Here is a 14,813-nt window from a genome sequence, read left to right as displayed (position 1 = left end):
CCCAGGGAAGGCCGCCGTTTTCATTGGGGGCCGCGTGGCTTCACGGAGGGGCGGCCTCCACGGTGAAGGTCACGTCACCCCGGGGGGAAATCAGCACCTTCCGGGGCGTGAAGCGGGGCCCTTCGTCCGGGTCGGCGGCGCGTGCATCCAGCAGGTACTCGCCGGCTTCGACGCCCCGGATGACGAGCGTGCCCCCCGGGGCGAAGTCCTGGTAGCGGGTCATGGGAAATCTCCCCACCTCCTTCAGCGAGACGAGCGCGGGCAGGGGCGTACCGTTCGTGTCCCGGGCCAGGAGCCTCACCGTCGCGGCGCGGTCCAGCGCCACGGTGAGCGTGTCCACGCGGGCCGTCACCTCCTGCTCGAAGGGGCGCGCGTTGCGGCTGTGGAGCGCCAGGGTGAAGGGCGGGGGCGGCAGCTGCGACAGGGTGTAGACGCCGTCGCGAAGGGAGACGTTTCGGGGACGCGCCATCGCACGGGCGATGTCGGAGTCTCCTGGCTCGGTGATGGTCGCGCGGAAGGATTCCAACTGGGACAGGGCTTCGCCCGTCTCCGCGTCGTGGACGGCGAGGCGCAGCGTCCAGCCGGGGTCGAGCGTCAGCGCGCCCAGGTCCAGGTCCACTCCTTCCGTCAGGTTCACGGGGCGCTTCAGCGGCATGAAGCCGGGGGCCGTCACGGTCAGGAGCGTAGGGCCCGCGGCGGTGAATGGGACGACGAAGGCACCGTCCGGCAACCCGGTGGACTGTTCGAAGTCCTTGAGGTCCGTGCCCGTCACCTTGAACGAGGTGACGGCCTGTCCTCCCGGATCCACGACGCGGCCCCGGATGCGTCCGTCGCGCTCCAGCACGAGTTGGAGGGGCGCCTCGCTGGAGTCCACCCAGATGCCTCCGAACTCCGGGGCGGGCTCTCCTCCCTGGGAGCGCCTGGGACGGAAGGTGTAGCCCGGCAGCTGGGCCATCAGCGCGTAGCGAGGAGCCACGAGCCCGCGCAAGGTGAAGCGTCCGTCCGGGCCCGTGCGGAGGCCGGGAGGCCACTCGTCATCGGTGGCTCGCGGATCGGATGAATCGCTATCGAGGAAGACCGCGATGAGGATGACGCCCCCGAGCGGCTGGCCCTTCCCATCCACCGCGATGCCGGAGCGCTCACGGCCTGCTTCCAGGCGCAGGGACACGTCCCGGTGTTCACGCGCCTTGAAGGTGATGGACTGGGACACCGACGCGTCCATCAGGTCTCCCTGGACGACGGCCCCCAGGAGATAGGTGCCTGGGGCAATCCCTTGCAGCTGGAAGCGGCCCTGTTCGTCCGTGAGGGTCTGACGCGGCTCTTCGTATGGCGTGTCCTCCTTCGCCTCCGTCCCCAACGTCACGGTGGCTCCCCGCAGCGGCAGCCCTCGCGAATCGGAGACGGTGCCGGACACGGAGGCGCCCCGGTCCAGCACCACGACGACATCCCGCGAGGGGACGCGCACCGCGAGGGTTTGAGGCTGGAAGGACGGATCCTCCACGGACAGCTCACCTGTCCCCGCGCGCTTCACGTCCAGGACGAAGTGCCCGGTGGCATCCGAGCGCAGGGCGCCACCCGAGTCGATGCCGTCACCGTCGCCGAATCTGCCAGACAGCGACAGGAGGATGCCCTCGAGCGGAGCGCCCGACGTGTCGACGACGCGGCCCTCCACGCTCTGCGCGCGCCGGAGCGTGAAGTCCAGGGGCGCCATGCCCTGCTGGAGCTTCTGGGCCTGCAGCTCCACGTCCAGGTGGTGGGGCGCGAGGATCCGGAAGGTATGCGGCCCGGGACGCGTGGGGCCCAGTTGGTAGCGGCCCGCGGCGTCCGTCACGGTGGTTGCCTCGGCGGCGACGGGACCGCCGTCCTCGCGGTAGGTCTCCACGCGTGCGTTCGAGATGGGGTGGCCTGCGTCGTCTCGCACCGTGCCCGTGATGAACACGCCGGGCTGGAGCCGCAGCTCCACGTGCTCCAGGGGTGGTGTCACGTCCAGTGTGGCGAACGCGCCCCCGGCCTCCGCGGTGAGTTGGTGGAGGACGGCGGGCGCGGTGAACCGGAAGCGTCCCTCTCCATCGGTCGTGGTGCGCTGGGTGGACGCCGTCGCGGTGTCGCCTTCGAGGTGCACCAGGATGCCCGGCACCGGCGCGCCCTCCGCCGAGAGGACCTGTCCCGTCAGGGCGAGCACACGTGCGAGCACCACGGTCGTCATCGCGGTGGGTGATTCGACTTCCGGCTGGAACCACGGGGACCGGCCCTCGGCGGTGACGAAGGCGGCGTAGTCGCCCTGGGGCAGGGGGCCCACGATGAAGCGGCCCTCGTCGTCGGTGGACGCGTCGAAGAAGCGCGTATGCCAGCGGGAGACGAGCGTCACCCGCGCGTCTGGGATGGGCGTCTTCCGGTCCGTGTCCGTGACGGTTCCCTCGAAGAGGACGCCTTGCTCCAGCGTCAGCGTCACGTCGTTCGAGCCCACCGCCACGCCACCTTGCGACACCGCGCCCGTGTCGCCCAGGGCCCAGAGCGTGATGAGGCCCTCGGGCAATCCCTCCAATACGAAGCGGCCCTCCTCGTCAGTGGCCGCCTCCGCGAACACGAGGGCTTCGCCGTCGCGGGCCTCCACGGACTCCCACTGCATGCGCTCGGAGTCGAAGCTGCACGCGCCGCTCTTGAGGGCCGGAGCCCGTGCGTCGTCCTGGCCGGAAGGATTGGGACAGGACCGCTCCGACAGCGTGACCCCGGGCTCCACGCGGGACGCGGAGACGCGCACGCCCGCGGCCGGGCCATGGGTTCCCTGCACGCGACCCGTGATGCGCGCGGTTCCCGCGGGACGTGGGGGCGTGGTCACCCGTGTCGGCCGGGCCACGGGTTTCTGCGCGGACGACACCGTGGTCACGGGCGAGTCCTTCACGGACGAAGGCGCCTGGGTGTTCCACAGCAGGAACGCGAGGAGCGCGACGACAGCCAGCGCGGCTCCTCCCATCCAAGGCTTCAATCCCCCAGGTCTGCCGTTCCCCATGCGCGGCAGGATAGCGCGTGAGTCAGCGCGCGAGGGGCATCCACACCGGCTTCACGTCGCGGGACACGGTGCCTTCGGCGGGCACGTCCAGCTCTTCGCGGTGGATGCGCTCCTGGCCGCGGTTGCCCGCGATGACGGTGTAGTGGCCGGCGGGCACACGGCGGAACGTGACGGACGTGCCGGTCCATTCGGTCAAGGGGTGCTGCTGATGGATCAGGTAGTCGAAGGCCCTGCTGTTGTTGGGAGTGGGGGCCCGTCCGGACAGCAGGAACGCGGTGTCGACATCCTCAGGCAGCCGGAGCGTGACGGTGGTGCCCGCGCCCAGGGCGTCGAATTCGAGCGTGACGTCGCCACTGCTGGGGATTCGCACCACGCGGGGCTGGAAGATGACTTCATTCGTCCGCTCCTCCGGCCAGACATCCACCGTGTAGAGCCCCGGAGGAATGACCGCGAGCGTGAAGTCACCCGGGCGGGGCTTACGTCGAAACTCCGAGCCGTCGGGACGCGTGAAGATGAGCTGGGCCTTCACGGGCTGGCCCTGCGCGTCGCGAACGTGGCCCGTCACGCGGGCGCCCTTCTCGAGCGAGAGGGTGAGGTGCTCCACCTCCGCGCCCACCGTCACGCGCAGCGGCAGGTGGAGCTCGGTGTCCACCTCGAGCGTGCACGCCGTGGTGGGCACCTGCTCCAGCAGCAGCGAGCCGTCCTTCGAGGGCACGGCTTGCGTCGGCACCCGGAAGGACGGGCCGTCCGCGACGCCGTCTTCTTCGACGTGATAGCTGACGGCCACCGTCGTCTCCTGGCCTGAATCGTCGCGAACGCGTCCGGTGTACGGCGCACCCGTCGCTGCCTCGCGCAGGAACACCTTCAGGGTCCTCCCTCGCGTCAGCGTGAGCGTGCCGAGGTCCAGGTCGCTTTCTCCGTCCGGTGTGACGGTGCGGTCCACCGGCGCGAACCCGCGGGCTTGCACCACGATCCGCTGGGGGCCGCTCACTTCGATCAGCTGCTGGTCGAAGCGGCCATCCGGGTCCGTGTACTCGGCGTCGTTCACGACAAAGGACGCCAGCCTCGCGCCGCCCTCCGCTACCACCCGGCCCCGCACATGAGGGATGCGCCGCATCACCAGGCGGACTTCCGTTGTGTCCCGGTCCACCACGGCGGTCTCGTATTCGCCAGCACGGACGCCCTGCGAGGACTGGGCGTCCAGGAAATGCTCCTGGAGCGACGCGGTGAGCTCATAGCGGGAGGCGCTCAGCGAGCGGAGGAGGAAGTGGCCTTCGGCATCCGTGTGGACACCCTCGGTGCGCCGCTCCACCCTGAACCCGTGCTGGTCGCTACGGTAGAGGGGGCGGTCCGCGTCCAGGATTTTCGCGCGGATGTGGACCCCAGACAGGGGCCGGCCCTGGGACGTCACGGCCACGCCCCGCAGGGTCCGGCCTTCCTCCATCCGCAGCGTCACGGACGGCGCCTCTCCCGGCAGGACCTCCAGCGATTGCGAGGCATGGACGTCCACGGCCCTTCCTGGAATGAGGGCCTCCGCCACGTACCTGCCCGGAGGAACACCCTGGAGTGTGACCTGGCCCCGAGCGTCGGTGCCGCCGGCATGGTCGGCTGCTCCGCGCGCGTCGCGCTGCCAGAGCGTCACCCGGGCGTCCCGCACCGGCGCCCCCGCCGCGCTCAGGACGGTGACGGCGACGCTCGCGCCCTGGCGCAGCACCAGCCGCAGTTTGCTCGACGGAAGCGTCACGTTGACGCGCTGGGGAATGAAGTTCGTGCCACTGACGTCCAGCCACGCGGCGCCCGCCTCCTTCGCGTCCAGGAGGAAGCGTCCGGCTTCGTCCGTCACGGTGTAGTCCGTGATGACGCCCAGGTAGGGGGAGAGCCTCGGCGCCACGCCCGGACGCAGCTGGACTTCGAGGCCCGCGAGCGGCTGGTCCGCTTCGTCGACGAGGACGCCCTCCACGGAGACAGCACGCGGCAGGGTGAAGTCGAGCGACACCTCGGTCTGTTCGGGCTCCTCGTGCTCCTCTGTCCTGTCGACGTGGCGCTCGGCGCGGGCCGCCACGAAATGCGGCAGCCGGAACAGGGGACCCAGCCGGTAATGTCCCCGGGCATCCGTGACAGTCTTGCGTCGCTGCGACGGTGCGTCCTCATCGAGGCGAAAGGCCTCGACCCGGGCGCCGGGAATCGGGTTGCCGCTCTCGTCGCTGACGGTGCCCTGGAGGAACATGCCGGGCCCGAGCGTGAGGACCACGTCCTCGCGCGGCTCGGTCCCGAGGGTCGCGAAGCCGTCGCGCGCCGGGGTCTCCGCGAAGAGTTGGGCGAGCACGCCTTCGCTGGACGGGAAGGAGAAGCGTCCCCGCGCATCCGTGAGGGTGGTGCGCGATTCAGGGGCGAGGCTGGGGGTGTGGAGGCGGACGGAGATGCCGGGTGCGGGAGCTCCCTTCGCCGTCACGACCGTGCCCGCGAACTTCGCGGGGCGATCCAGGACGAAGGTGTCCTTCAGCGGATCCGCTTCCATTTCAAGGAGCGGACTGAACCCCGGGGCCGTGATGAGGATGCCATGGTCGGCCGGCGGTACCGGCCCGATGCGGAAGCGTCCATCCGCGCCGCTGGTCGCGGGGAAGAATCGCGTGTGTTCCCGGGTGAAGACGGTGATGCGGGCACCCGTGATGGGTTTGCCTTCCAGCACATCGTCCAGGACCGCGCCCTCGAAGAAGAGGCCTTCATCGAGCACGAGGACCACGTCCTGCTGACCCGTCGCCACGTCCGGGAGCATCGCCACTCTCAGGCCGCTGGAGGCCTGGAGCGTGACCGTTCCGTCGGGAAGTCCGTCCAGGGCGAAGGTGCCGTCCTCCGCGCTGAGGGTCTCCGCGACGGTGGGGGCTTCTCCTTCACGCTTGCCGATCTGATCCACCAGCTCATCGAAGGCTTCGTTCCAGCACTCCATCAGCCGGGGCGGAGATTCAGCGGGTGCATCCTCGGAAGGAGGGCAGGAGCGCTCCGACAGCGTGACCTCGGGTTCTGCTCGGGACGCGAACACGCGCACGCCCGCGACGGGCCCGCGCGCATCGCGCACGACGCCGGTGATGCGCGGGCTTCCCGTGGCGGGAGCCTGCTTCGCATGGGGGCCGGTGACGAATCGGGAGGCTTTGGTGGAGTGCTGGGACGCAGGACCTGGAGCACTCCCATGCTCGCGCAGGACGAAGAAGCCCAGGAGCAACAGTCCGACGACGACCGCGACCGTGAAGCCTATTGCCTGCTTTCCCCTCCGCATGCGCCGCGTCTCCTCGAATCCGAAGTCGCACGATAGCCGTTCGCCTCACTCAACGTTCCGGGCCAGGCACCAGCACCGTGACGGTCTCCTGCGTCGCATCCAGCACAACCTCCTTTTCGGTCTCCGCGTTCGTGTGCACGCTGATGAAGAAGGAGGCTCTCTCGAAGGGCACTCCCTCCAATGCAATGCCACCTTCCGCGTCCAGGTTCCCGTAGTGGGATGGCAGCGCGTGGCCGAGCGGAGTCAGTGGGTCGCTGAGAGGATCGAACCCGACGCTGACGCCCGCGAGCGGTGCGCGGGTGGCTTCATCCAGGACCCTGAAGCGTACCGTGCGGCCCCGGCTCATCCGGAGCGTTCCCAGGTCGATGTCCGTGCCAGGACTCACGACGAACTCCCGCTGGAGATCCAGGAATCCCTTCGCCCGCACCTGGATGCGCGCAGGCCCATCTTCTGGCAGTGGGAGCTTGAACGTCCCGTCCGGAGCATGGACCCACGGGGAGCGTTCCCGGACCTCGCAGGGCAGCGGCGTCCCGTTGTCGCTCACGACCTGTCCTCGCAGGCGCGGTCTGCGCTCCAGGACCAACCGGACGTCCTCCTTCCCTGCCGTGACGAGGAGGGCGGTGGTATCGGGCGTCCCGCCTCGTGAGCGCGAAGGCGCGAAGGCCTCGCCTTCCTTCCAGGCGATGAGCCGGTATGCCGGGGCCGTCAGGTGCTTGAAGACGAAGCGGCCATCCAGTCCGGAGAGGATGCCGCCCTCTCCGCCGGGGAAACAGTCAGGGGCATCCGTCTGCCACGCGGGGACGTCCTCCAGGAGGAGACAGGCCTGGATCCGGACGGCAGGCACCGGCTGCCCGGCGCTGTCGACCGTCATGCCCCGCACCGTGCGCCCTTCCTGGAAGCGCAGGGACACGGTGGCCTGTGTCCGTTCCTCCAGGTCCAGGGGTTGCGACACGGCGCGCTCGATGCCTGGGGTCCGCAGCCGGGCCTCCACGACGTAGTGCCCTGGCTCCAGTCCGCCCAGGGAGAAGGCCCCCTGCGCGTCCACGTCGGCGCGGTGGGCGTCTCCACTCCGCGGCGCGGTGTTCCAGAGCCAGACCTTCGCGTTGGACACGGGGCGTCCCGTCGCATCCAGGACTTCGCCGGACACGGAAGCGCCGCGGCTCATCACCACCCGGACCCCTGTTGACGGGACCTCCACGGGGAGCAGCACGGAGCGGAACCCCCGGGCCGTGACAAGCACCCGGCCGGAGCCCTTCCTCTCGCTGTCCACGAAGAAGTGGCCTGTCTCGTCCGACTCGGCGATCCCATCCTCGGGGAAGTGCGAGCGGAAGAGCCTTTCAGGCACATCGTGGGTCATGTCGAGCGTCACCTGCGCACCCGCGAGCGGCAGTCCTTCCGTGTCGACCACCCTGCCTTCGAACTGCTGGGCCCGCGTGAGCGTGAAGTCCCACGGTCCTTCATGGGCCTTCCCAAGGCTGACGGGCTCGAGTCTGTCGATGTAGTGCTCGCGCATCAATTCGAGGTTGATCGCGGGGTTCAGCAGCAATCCAAGCCGGTAGCGGCCCGCCGCATCCGTCAGCGTCGCGGGAGGGGGCTGGCCGCCCAGTCGATGGCTGCTCACGCGCAGACGCACGCCAGCCAGGGGCCTGTGCTGTTCGTCCCTCACGGTCCCCTCCATGGACCAGGATGGCTTCATCCGGAGGACCACGTTCCCGGGAGGCGTCACCCAGGCCTCGCCATGGGTGGTCCCGTCCCTGGCTTGGGTCCAGAGCTCCTGCGGAGCAACGGAGACCTCCTCGAAGACGAACCGGCCGTGTGCATCGGTCCGGGTGCTCGACGTGTCTCCTCCTTCCTCCGTGGGACGCAGATGGACGTCCAGGCCGCTCGCGGGAAGTCCCTCGGGTGTCAGCACGAGTCCTTCCAGCCGTGTCCGCCTTTGGAGCTCGAGCGTCACGTCCGTGTCCGCGTCTCTCCAGACGTCGTCGTCGTCGAAGGACTTCGTCCGCCATCCTTTCGCGCTCGCGACCTTCAGGTAGCGGCCCGCGGGAAGGGGCCCGGCCCGGAAGCGCCCTTGTGCGTCCGTGAGCGCATCGAAGAATCGAGACCCGTCCTCGTGGATCAACGTCACCTGGGCGCCGGGAACAGGCGCCCGCGTGAGCTCTTCGACGACCCTGCCGGAGAAAAAGAAGCCCGGCTCCAGCAGCAGCAGCACCGCGTCGCTGCCCGCCGGGATGCCCGGCCGCACGGTCGCGCCCGTGTCACCCAGGGCCCAGAGGGTGAAGGCCCCGGCGGACAAGCCCATGAGCACGAACGTGCCGTCGTCCGCCGTCAGCGTCTGCGCGACCACAGGCGCTTCACCCTCACGAGCTTCCACCCAGCGTGCGAACCCAGCGGCCATCTCCACGAAGCAGCAGTTCCCGTGATGGAGCCACGGAGAGGCGTGCCGGTGGTCCGATGGCTGCTGAGGACAGGGGCGCTCCGACAGCGTGTCCGCGTCCACGCGGGACGCGGACACCTGCACGCCCGCGACGGGCCCGCGCGCATCGCGCACGACGCCGGTGATGCGCAGCGAGCCTTCCGCGTGCGGAGCCAGCAGTGGGGCGAATCGCGCTCTCGCTTGCTGTGTCTCCGCAGCACGAACATGCGGATTCGAGGAGGAGTCACCGCCTCGCGGCTCCCGGAAGCACACCACGGCCACGCCCACTCCGAGGACGAGCACGGCGGCCCACCACCACGTCTTCCTGGAGCGCATGCACGTCCAGGATAGCAGCGGGTGTCAGGGCGTGGCGAAGCCCACCGCGTGTGCCTCCACGCCCGCGGGAGCCGGGTCCTCACGGAAGGCGACCCAGGCCTCGCGCTGCGAGTGGCGCGGCACGTACGCCAGCACGAACTCCGCCTCTTCCTTCGGTTCGCGGCCGCCTCGCAGCGACACGCGCACGCGGACCTCCTCCGCCGCCGTGTCGCCGTGGTTCGTCACCGTGACGGGCACCCGCCACTCCCGGGCTCTCTCACTGGCCACTGGCGCGCCCACCTGCACGGTCAGGTCCGGCGGGCCGCTGCCCGTCGTCCATGCGTCCACCGCCAGGTAGCCCATGACCAACGCCATGAGCATGCAGCTCGCGATGAAGACGACGCCCTCCAGCCAGTTCCAGTTCGTCTTCATGATTGGATGAGCAACCTCCCCGCCGAAGCCCCCAGCGTCGACGCCAGCCCCAGCACCACCACCTGCGCCACGCAGACGCTCAGGCCGTTGCCGTTGAACCGGCCGAAGAACCACAACACCAAGGTGCTCGACAGCAGCGCGACCGCGTAGGTGACGAACGTGCCCGCCAGCACGTCACGGCGCAGGCGGCGGCGCGTGAAGCGGTGCGCGCGGGTGAAGTCGCTCTGGAAGAGGATGAGCCCGCCCAGCAGCAGCGACAGCACGGCGAGCCCCAGCAGGCACCAGGGCGGTGTCTCCACGGCGATCATCACGATCTCCTCCGTGGGCGCCACGTTGGCCGCGAACAACATCGCGCCGCAGAACGCGATGACCAGCTGGCCGGGGACGTGATCCGCGGACTCCAGCCGCTTCTTGTCCTCGTCCTCGTTCTCCTCGCGGTGCTGGCCTCCCAGCTGCGCGGTGCCCACGGATACGCCGATGGCCACCGTGCCGGCCTCCACCACCACCATGCCCACCGCTTCCTGGAGTGACGTGCCCTGTCCGATGCGGCCGATGAGCACGAGCACCCCCAGCGACACGAGCAGCCCCAGCCCCAGCTCCTCCAGCGAGTCGGTGAAGACGTCGAACCAGCACACGTCCCGGCGGAAGCCGCCGTAGCGGTTGTATCCGAGCAGCAGCACGTATGTGGCCAGCAGGTAGCCCAGCACGCTGGCCGGATGGGACGTGAAGCCCGCCCACCACACCTCCATCGTGTAGAGCAGCGGCAGGCTGAAGAGCAGGCCTCCCGCGATGCCCCGGCCGTATTCGCGCAGGGAGTCCGACACCGGTCGTCGGCGGCGGGCTGCGTCGGCTGGGAGACTGTCGGCCATCTCAGGCCTGAGTCTAGGTTCGGTTCCTGGAGAGGGAAGTGCCCCTCGCATGACACCGGACACTCCCCGCCGTGCCTGGGGACGAGCCGTCAACCCGCGGGGCTATAATCGCCGCCGTCCATGACCGAGCGTCCCGCCCAATACATCCTCACGCTGTCGTGCCCGGATCAGCGCGGCATCGTCCACGCTGTCTCCGGCTGGCTCGCCGAGCACGGCTGCAACATCCTCGACAGCGCCCAGTACGGCGACCCGCAGACGCGGCTGTTCTTCATGCGCGTGCACTTCGCGGATGAAGAGGGGAAGGCGCAGCCCGCGGCGCTGCGCGAGGCCTTCGGGGCGCTCGCTGGGCGCTTCTCCATGGAGTGGCACCTGCACGACGCGGCGGAGAAGCCCCGCGTGCTGCTGATGGTCTCGAAGATTGGCCACTGCCTGAACGACCTGCTGTATCGCTACCGCAGCGGCATCCTGCCGGTGGAGATCCCGGCCATCGTCTCCAACCACCGGGACTTCTACCAACTGGCCGCGTCCCACGACATTCCGTTCCACCACCTGCCGGTGACGCCGGAGAACAAGGAACGGCAGGAGTCGCGCCTGCTGGAGTTGGTGCGCGAACAGCGCGTGGACCTGGTGGTGCTCGCCCGGTACATGCAGATCCTCTCCGCGGAGACGTGTGATGCGCTGCGCGGGCGGCTCATCAACATCCACCACTCGTTCCTGCCCAGCTTCAAGGGGGCGCGGCCGTATCAGCAGGCCTACGACCGGGGCGTGAAGCTGATTGGCGCCACGGCCCACTTCGTCACGGGCGACCTGGACGAGGGACCCATCATCGAACAGGACGTGGAGCGCGTGGACCACACGCTGTCGCCCGAGGCGCTGACGGCGATGGGGCGCGACGTGGAGAGCGTGGTGCTGGGCCGCGCGGTGACGTGGTTCGTGCAGCACCGCATCCTGCTCAACGGCCACAAGACCGTCGTGTTCCGCTGAGCTGGCGGGTGGTGACGACCGCCGACCGGCGGTACGCTCACGCAATGCGACCTCTTCGGTATTCCATCAACGTCACCTTGGATGGCTGCTGTGATCATCGTGCGGGCTTCGCGGACGAAGATCTGCACCGTCACGCGGTCGAGAACCTCGAACGGGCCGATGCCCTCCTCTTTGGCCGGGTGACCTACGAAATGATGGAGGAAGCGTTTCGGCCGCAGGCAGGGGCGGGAGCGGGGCCTGAGCAGACGGACCCCTTCGCCCGGGCGATCGACGCGGCAAAAAAGTACGTCGTGTCGAGCACCCTGGACCGGGTCGATTGGAACGCGGAGCTCGTGCGCGGGGACCTGGGGACGGCTGTTCAACAGCTCAAGAGGGAGTCGGGGAAGGGGCTGTTCGTGGGAGGCGTGAAGCTCCCGCTGGCGTTGGCGGAGCTCGGGTTGATCGACGAGTATGAGTTCGTGGTGCATCCCAGGCTGGCGGGCCACGGGCCGACGTTGTTCGCGGGGCTGTCCAAGCCTCTCGACTTGAGGCTCGTGAGCCGACTGGAGCTCGCCTCGGGGGCGATGGCCATGAGGTATGAGCCGAGAAGATAGTCATCCCGCTTGGCCGGCGGGGCACGCGGCGCCCGCGCCGAGCACGTCCGCGTCGTGGTGCACCTGCACCGCGCCGGACGCCTCCAGGTGACGCACGAAGAGCGAGCCGAAGACCTCCGCGTTGCCGCTCAGGTTGAGCTGGGCCTGGGGCGCGTAGAGGTTGCCCGCGAGCGTGCTGCCCGCGGAGATGTCCAACGCCTGCGAGCCCGCCACGTAGACGCGCACCCGCGAGGGCAGGGCGGCGGACCCCAGCGTGAGGTCGCCGGACACGATGAAGCCCCCCGCGAGGAAGAGGTCCAGTTCGCCGGGAGGCTGCACGTCCACGGTGAGCGCTTCCTTCAGGTCCACGCCACCGGGGATGAACAGCGCGGTGCGGCCCCGGATGCGCAGCGTGGCCCGGCCCGGCCCCGCGATGCGCGTCAGCAGGAAGCGGCCACAGGGCAGCTCCAGCACGCGCTCGCCGGTGACGTCCGTCAGCGTCGCCGGGTCCAGGCCGATGGCCGCGTTGTCGTTGTCCACGGTGTGGTGGGCGATGAGCGCGGCCGGGTCGAAGCGGGAACCCTCGGCACAGTCACAGGGGATGACCGCGGGCACGGGCTCACGGCGCAACTCCGACGCCTGGGCAGGGCCCGGGGAGAACTCCGGAGGGACGGTGAGCACGCCGCCCACGGTGAGCGCGGCGAGCCCCACGTCCCCATTCACCCGTGCGTCACCCGTCACGGTGGCGGAGGTTCCTGGGCCGGAGAGGGGACCGTTGCTGTCCAGGCCGCCGCCCACCGTGAGCGGACTGCTCAGCTGGACGCCCCCCACCTGGAGCAAGCCGCCCACCGTGACGCGGTCGTTCGCGGACAGGACTCCGTTCACGCCCACGTCGCCGCCCGTGCCACCGGGAGCGTAGGGGCCCGCCGAGCTTCGGAACGCATCCACGGTGAAGGGGGCGCTGAGGGACAGTCCCTCGCAGGAACACGCCGCGCGGCGGAACAGCGTCTGCGCCAGCTGGCCGCTGCACACCTGAGGCCCCGCTGCCGGATTGCCCAGCAGGAGCGGAGGCCCGCTGTCCTCGCAGTGCGCTGCCCATTCATCCGGAACGTCGGTCCCCGCGTCGGGTGAACGCAGCGTGGCCACCGGATCATCCACCGTGCACCCGGCACCCAGCAGCGCGGTCCAGGCCACGAACCCCGCGATGTGGAGCCTCATTGCGGCGACAGCTCCCGGAGCCGCGCGCGCGACGCCGCGCTCAGCGGCGAGTCCGGATGCAGCGAGAGGAACTCACCCAGCGCTCGGGCCTCCGCGGCCGTGTCGCCCAGGGCGCGGTGGGCTTCCGCCACGCCGTGGCGCGCCTCCGGATCCAACATGCCACCGGGTTGCAGCCGCACCGCGTCCTGGTACTGGCGCAGGGCGCCTCGCGCGTCGCCCAGGTGCTCCAACCGCAGCGCCCCCGACGCCACACGCGCGACGTACGCCGCCAGCGACGACGGCTCCGCGCGGATGACGCGCAGGTACAGCCCTTCCGCTTCCTTCCAATTCCCCGCCGAACGGAACGCGTTGGCCTGCCGCAGCAGGTCCTCCGGCTTCGACGACTCCTTCACGGTGATGCTCGGACGCAGCGGCCGGGGATGCTCGATGACGAAGGGCTCGGGCGGCGCGGGCGGGGGCAGGGGCACCGGCTCCAGCGTGGCCATCCGCGTCGGCTCCGGCACGGCTGGCGTCAGCACCTGCGGGGGCGGTTGCGCGGGCCGCGCATAGCGCCACACGGCGGCGGCCGCGGCCCCGGTGAAGACGAGCGCCGCGCCCGCCATCAACCACACGGGAGGCCGCCTGCGTCTTCGCGGCGGCTCCGGCGCCTGCTGGAGCGCCGCGTCCAACGCCGCCTGGACGAGCGCGCTCGAACGCTGCCGGGACAGCCGCCGCGCGGGCCCACTGCCGTTGTCCAGGGGCCGCAGCAGGTCGTCCAGCGGCTCACCGTCACCGTCGTCGGGGGGGCGGGGGCTCATGACGACTCCCCCTCGGGTGCCTCGCCATCCGAGGCCAGCGCGCGCAAGGCGGTGCGTCCCAGGCGCAGGCGGCTGCGCACGGTCTCGAAGGGGACTCCCAGCTCTGTCGAAATCTCCTGCACGCTCAATTCCAGGACGTGGTGCAGCACCAGCGCGTGCCGCTGCTCCGTCGACAACCTGTCCAGTAACGTCACCAGGTGACGGCGGTGCAGATATTCGTCCGCCGGCGCTTCGTCGGACGGCACCGCCAACAACTCCACCGGGTCCCCACTGTAGCGGGCCTCGCGGCCGCGTGAACGCTTGAGCCACGCGAACGTGGTGCGCACCACCACCCGGTCCACCCAGCCGTGGAAACGCCCGTCGCCGCGATAGGTGGGCAGGCCCCGCACCAGCGCGATGAGCGACTCCTGGGCGATGTCCTCCACGTCCATGTCCCCCCGCACCAGGTAGCGCACCAGGTTGCGCACGCGCGGCAGCAGCTCCAGGAGCAGGGACTCGGTCGCGTCGCGCTGTCCCCGCATGGCCGCCGTCAGCCGGGCGTCCTCGCCACGGGGCGCGACGGTCGCATGTGAGCCCGAGCTCCTCATGCCCATCAAGGAGAAGGGACGCCGCCCATTCGGGTCATCGGTGCTCACGGAAAAATCACCATCCCCACGCCCAGTCGGGGACGCACGGACGCACCGTCCTCCCGGAGCACGAAGCCGCCATCCACCGCGTACCCCAGCCGTGGGCGTCCCAGGAGCACCTCGCCCGACAGCGCCGCCTCCAACGCGAGCGCCGGCCCCAGCCGCCACGCCACCCGCACCGCCGGCCCCACGACGAAAGCCACCACCCTGCGAGAGGGCGCCGGCTCCACCTCCGCGGCCCGCGCCTCCGTGCGCCGCCAGAAGCCCGCGACACCCGCCCCCAGGCCCACCGTGCCCTCC

At 70.2% G+C, this 14,813-nt stretch carries 10 protein-coding genes and 1 pseudogene; 2 read left to right on the top strand and 9 right to left on the bottom strand.

All coding sequences use genetic code 11. From position 1 onward, the window contains the following. Positions 1 to 40 precede the first annotated feature (40 nt). The 5 genes from D7V77_RS22240 to D7V77_RS22220 are packed head-to-tail and all read right to left on the bottom strand — an operon-like array spanning position 41 to position 10,316. Positions 41 to 2,974, bottom strand: coding sequence for a carboxypeptidase-like regulatory domain-containing protein (locus D7V77_RS22240; protein WP_158624462.1), 2,934 nt, complete (start codon positions 2,972 to 2,974; stop codon positions 41 to 43). Between the two features lie 58 nt (positions 2,975 to 3,032). Continuing rightward, positions 3,033 to 6,284, bottom strand: a complete 3,252-nt coding sequence (locus D7V77_RS22235) for a carboxypeptidase-like regulatory domain-containing protein (RefSeq protein WP_120578296.1) — start codon at positions 6,282 to 6,284, stop codon at positions 3,033 to 3,035. A 49-nt stretch (positions 6,285 to 6,333) separates the two neighbouring features. Continuing rightward, on the bottom strand, positions 6,334 to 9,036 hold the full coding sequence (locus D7V77_RS22230; RefSeq protein ID WP_120578295.1) for a carboxypeptidase-like regulatory domain-containing protein: 2,703 nt from the start codon (positions 9,034 to 9,036) through the stop codon (positions 6,334 to 6,336). A 24-nt stretch (positions 9,037 to 9,060) separates the two neighbouring features. Further along, a complete protein-coding gene (locus D7V77_RS22225) occupies positions 9,061 to 9,447 on the bottom strand; it encodes a hypothetical protein (protein ID WP_120578294.1) in 387 nt (128 codons plus the stop codon). Further along, complete coding sequence (locus D7V77_RS22220) at positions 9,444 to 10,316, bottom strand: TIGR02587 family membrane protein (protein WP_120578293.1); 873 nt, start codon at positions 10,314 to 10,316, stop codon at positions 9,444 to 9,446. The genes D7V77_RS22225 and D7V77_RS22220 overlap by 4 nt, the downstream gene beginning before the upstream one ends. A gap of 120 nt (positions 10,317 to 10,436) precedes the next feature. On the opposite strand from D7V77_RS22220, the gene purU reads away from it, so the two are divergent. Together purU and D7V77_RS22210 are read left to right on the top strand one after the other, a co-directional pair. After that, positions 10,437 to 11,300: a formyltetrahydrofolate deformylase gene (gene purU / locus D7V77_RS22215; protein ID WP_120578292.1), complete on the top strand. Its 864-nt coding sequence runs from the start codon at positions 10,437 to 10,439 to the stop codon at positions 11,298 to 11,300. 11 nt (positions 11,301 to 11,311) lie between these two features. After that, positions 11,312 to 11,893 carry a dihydrofolate reductase family protein gene (locus tag D7V77_RS22210; RefSeq protein WP_233597153.1) on the top strand — a complete coding sequence of 194 codons (582 nt, stop codon included), beginning with the start codon at positions 11,312 to 11,314 and terminating at the stop codon, positions 11,891 to 11,893. Here D7V77_RS22210 and D7V77_RS22205 read toward each other — a convergent pair whose 3' ends face one another. The 4 genes and pseudogenes from D7V77_RS22205 to D7V77_RS43820 form a co-directional block, all read right to left on the bottom strand. Continuing rightward, positions 11,894 to 13,090: a hypothetical protein gene (locus D7V77_RS22205; RefSeq protein WP_120578291.1), complete on the bottom strand. Its 1,197-nt coding sequence runs from the start codon at positions 13,088 to 13,090 to the stop codon at positions 11,894 to 11,896. Next, positions 13,087 to 13,887 (bottom strand): tol-pal system YbgF family protein, encoded by an 801-nt coding sequence (locus tag D7V77_RS22200; RefSeq protein WP_120578290.1) that lies wholly within the window; start codon positions 13,885 to 13,887, stop codon positions 13,087 to 13,089. The genes D7V77_RS22205 and D7V77_RS22200 overlap by 4 nt, the downstream gene beginning before the upstream one ends. Further along, positions 13,884 to 14,480 (bottom strand): RNA polymerase sigma factor, encoded by a 597-nt coding sequence (locus D7V77_RS22195; RefSeq protein WP_169821016.1) that lies wholly within the window; start codon positions 14,478 to 14,480, stop codon positions 13,884 to 13,886. The genes D7V77_RS22200 and D7V77_RS22195 overlap by 4 nt, the downstream gene beginning before the upstream one ends. 38 nt (positions 14,481 to 14,518) lie before the next feature. Next, positions 14,519 to 14,813 (bottom strand): annotated as a pseudogene (locus D7V77_RS43820) (hypothetical protein); the annotation flags it as partial.

The organism is Corallococcus sp. CA041A (genome assembly GCF_003612075.1).
GTDB lineage: Bacteria > Myxococcota > Myxococcia > Myxococcales > Myxococcaceae > Corallococcus > Corallococcus exiguus.
This window is presented reverse-complemented; position numbering and strand designations above follow the sequence as displayed.

Excerpts from the sequence above, each read along its gene's own strand:
- D7V77_RS22195 (WP_169821016.1), bottom strand. The coding sequence starts at position 14,480 with ATGGGCATGAGGAGCTCGGGCTCACATGCGACCGTCGCGCCCCGTGGC.
- D7V77_RS22205 (WP_120578291.1), bottom strand. The coding sequence starts at position 13,090 with ATGAGGCTCCACATCGCGGGGTTCGTGGCCTGGACCGCGCTGCTGGGT.
- D7V77_RS22200 (WP_120578290.1), bottom strand. The coding sequence starts at position 13,887 with ATGAGCCCCCGCCCCCCCGACGACGGTGACGGTGAGCCGCTGGACGAC.
- D7V77_RS22230 (WP_120578295.1), bottom strand. The coding sequence starts at position 9,036 with ATGCGCTCCAGGAAGACGTGGTGGTGGGCCGCCGTGCTCGTCCTCGGA.
- D7V77_RS22240 (WP_158624462.1), bottom strand. The coding sequence starts at position 2,974 with ATGGGAGGAGCCGCGCTGGCTGTCGTCGCGCTCCTCGCGTTCCTGCTG.
- D7V77_RS22235 (WP_120578296.1), bottom strand. The coding sequence starts at position 6,284 with ATGCGGAGGGGAAAGCAGGCAATAGGCTTCACGGTCGCGGTCGTCGTC.
- D7V77_RS22225 (WP_120578294.1), bottom strand. The coding sequence starts at position 9,447 with ATGAAGACGAACTGGAACTGGCTGGAGGGCGTCGTCTTCATCGCGAGC.
- D7V77_RS22220 (WP_120578293.1), bottom strand. The coding sequence starts at position 10,316 with ATGGCCGACAGTCTCCCAGCCGACGCAGCCCGCCGCCGACGACCGGTG.
- purU (WP_120578292.1), top strand. The coding sequence starts at position 10,437 with ATGACCGAGCGTCCCGCCCAATACATCCTCACGCTGTCGTGCCCGGAT.